Source organism: Serratia sp. C2(1) (assembly GCF_036352655.1).
Taxonomy (GTDB): domain Bacteria; phylum Pseudomonadota; class Gammaproteobacteria; order Enterobacterales; family Enterobacteriaceae; genus Serratia; species Serratia inhibens.
Window position 1 is genome coordinate 1 of record NZ_JAZFBA010000027.1, and the last position, 403, is coordinate 403.

At 49.6% G+C, this 403-nt stretch carries 2 rRNA genes; both read right to left on the reverse strand.

Annotation, left to right across the window (positions count from 1 at the left end):
• Positions 1–10: 10 nt before the first annotated feature.
• Positions 11–126: ribosomal RNA gene (gene rrf / locus V2S86_RS25370) — 5S ribosomal RNA — on the reverse strand.
• 103 nt (positions 127–229) lie between these two features.
• Positions 230–403, reverse strand: a 23S ribosomal RNA gene (locus V2S86_RS25375); the annotation flags it as partial.

Below are 403 nucleotides of genomic sequence, written 5' to 3' on the forward strand. Positions count from 1 at the left end.
TTTATTTGATGCCTGGCAGTGTCCTACTCTCGCATGGGGAGACCCCACACTACCATCGGCGCTACGGCGTTTCACTTCTGAGTTCGGCATGGGGTCAGGTGGGACCACCGCGCTATTGCCGCCAGGCAAATTCTGTTTCATTCTCGGCCGTTACTTGCGTAACCACCAGAACCAATCTAAGAACTTCGCTGAAAATCAAAAACACTCTCTAAAACACCTTCGGTGTTGTAAGGTTAAGCCTCACGGATCATTAGTACTGGTTAGCTCAATGCATCGCTGCACTTACACACCCAGCCTATCAACGTCTTAGTCTTAAACGTTCCTTCAGGGACCTTAAAGGCCCAGGGAAGACTCATCTCGAGGCAAGTTTCGCGCTTAGATGCTTTCAGCGCTTATCTTTTCC